Annotated in this window: 1 protein-coding gene; it reads right to left on the bottom strand. The window is 61.2% G+C overall.

Annotated elements, in window-relative coordinates:
- Positions 1-2,049: beta strand repeat-containing protein (locus AAE514_RS18365; RefSeq protein ID WP_347333016.1), on the bottom strand; the 2,049-nt coding region annotated here is incomplete at both ends.

Below are 2,049 nucleotides of genomic sequence, written 5' to 3'. Positions count from 1 at the left end.
GCCGCCGCGCACGGTGGCGACTTTCTCAAAGGTCAGGTTATTATTCAGGGTGCCGCCCTCGGCCCCCAAGGCCCAGGTGTTTTCCCGGTCGGCCCCCACCAGCGTATTGCCAGTGACGCGGTTGTCGGCCACGCCATTGCCTTCAAGCTGAGCGATCAGATGGCCGGTAATCGCCTCGCTGGCCGTTACCGTGAACACATCGTCATAGCTGCTGGCAATGAGGGTGTCCATCTCGGTGAACTGGATCTCGTCCGCGTTATTACCGTCTGTGGCCTGCAAGCGGCCGGCGTTATCGCCGCTCAGGCGCCAGTGGGCCGCCACGTCCGGGGCGTTCAGGCTATTGTCGGTCGCCCCCGTACCGTTGACCTCCACCCTGGCCGCCGGAAACACATCGCCCCCGAAGGTCACGGCGCTGGAGGTGTTCACCGTCAGATCTCCCAGCCGGCGGGTCTGCTCGCCGATGGCGTCCTTAAAGGTGATAACGCCTCCCTCCACGATCAGATCCACCAAGGCAATCGAATCCGCCGTGCGCTTTAAGGTTTTATTAAAGGTAATGGGTCCATCGCTGCTTGAGGCCCCCTCCCCCGACAGCTGGGTGGTTAAGGTAACGGACCCTAGCCCGGCTGGGTTCAGCCGCACGTCATTGGTGAATATCAAACCGGTGCTGACACCGTCGGCACGATTATTACCACCGGCGGTGGCTTGGGCTTTTACATCGCCGGTAAGCGTCACGGTGCCGGCCTCAGCCGCTCGCAGTTGGATCAGACCGGAGTCGTAGCCATCGCCCCCGCCGCTTCGCTCGCCAGCGTTGGCGTTCAGCGCCCCCACCGTCAAATTGCCGGCCGCGGTTAGCTGGATAGCTCCGCCGTCTTCATCGGTGTTGCCCGAGGTATTCACATCGCCCACTTCAAGATCGCCGCTGGCGTTCAGGCGGACCTCCTGGGCCCGGCCCACGGTCACGACGTCACCAAAGCTGTGGTCGTGATTATTCAATAAGACAGAGAAACGTTCGGTGGCATTGGCCACGGTCAAGGCCGTCGTGCCCGTCACCGACAGCGCGCCGGTGGCCGTCACATCGCCCCCGGAGTCCAGGGTAAAGTTGCCACCAATGGTGGAGGCGTTTAGCGTGGTGGCGAGCCCGTTGTTCAGCGTCGCGTCTGAGGTGGTTGTAAAGGTCACGGGGCCGGCGACCGCATTATCGGCATTCAGGGTAGCCTGGGCGGCGGTGACTTGGAGACTCCCGCTTGACCCATGGGTAACCAGGGGGCCCAGCGCAACAGTGCCGGAGAAGTCCAGCACAACATCGCCCCCGGTGGAGCTGGAGTTATTCACGCCGGCCTTACCCTCGGCGGTGCTGATGCCTTGGGGGTCAATGCCCGCAGTGGTGGTGGTAAAGTCAACGCCACTGGCGGAGAAATTACCGCCACCGGTGTAGACCGGGGCGTTCAGGGCAATAGAGCCCGTGCCATTCTGATCCTTGTCCGCGGTTAAGGTGACATCCAAGGTATCGTAATAGGATTGGCCGCCGACCGAATCAGAGGAGTCGTAAATCGAGTGATTGATCTCAATGGCGTTGTCCGCGATAAGCTCAAAGCTGACACTGCCGGTGCCTCCGTCTCCATTGTCTCCGGTATCATTGAAATCAAACGCGTTCTGTAGATAGATACTGCGAGCGGAAGTCACCGAAACGTTGCCGCCCCACGCCTCAGGGTTATTGACGCTGACATCCAACTGGCCCAAATTGACATCACCGCTGGAGGTGATGGTAATGTCACCGGCGCTGCCACTGGCCCCGGTGGCAATAGTGGCGTTGGAGCTTGTGAAGCCGCCGGCGGAGTCCACCCGGAAATCACCGCCGGCGGTTTGCACGGCATTGTCGCCCGCCATACTGATCAAGCCGGAAGCGTTGAGGACCACATCGTGGCCGTGGCTGTATAAGCTTCCGTTGACGGTAAGCGCGCCGCCCTCCGTATTCTCGGGTGCCGTGGTAAGAATGTCGGAGCCGGTGTAGAGACTGGTATCGCCGGCGGTGATGTTTAGGTTGCCGGA

The organism is Marinimicrobium locisalis, assembly GCF_039822625.1.
Classification (GTDB): domain Bacteria; phylum Pseudomonadota; class Gammaproteobacteria; order Pseudomonadales; family Cellvibrionaceae; genus Marinimicrobium; species Marinimicrobium locisalis.
Note: the sequence above shows the minus strand (reverse complement) of the source record. Positions and strands in the feature narration are given on the sequence as shown.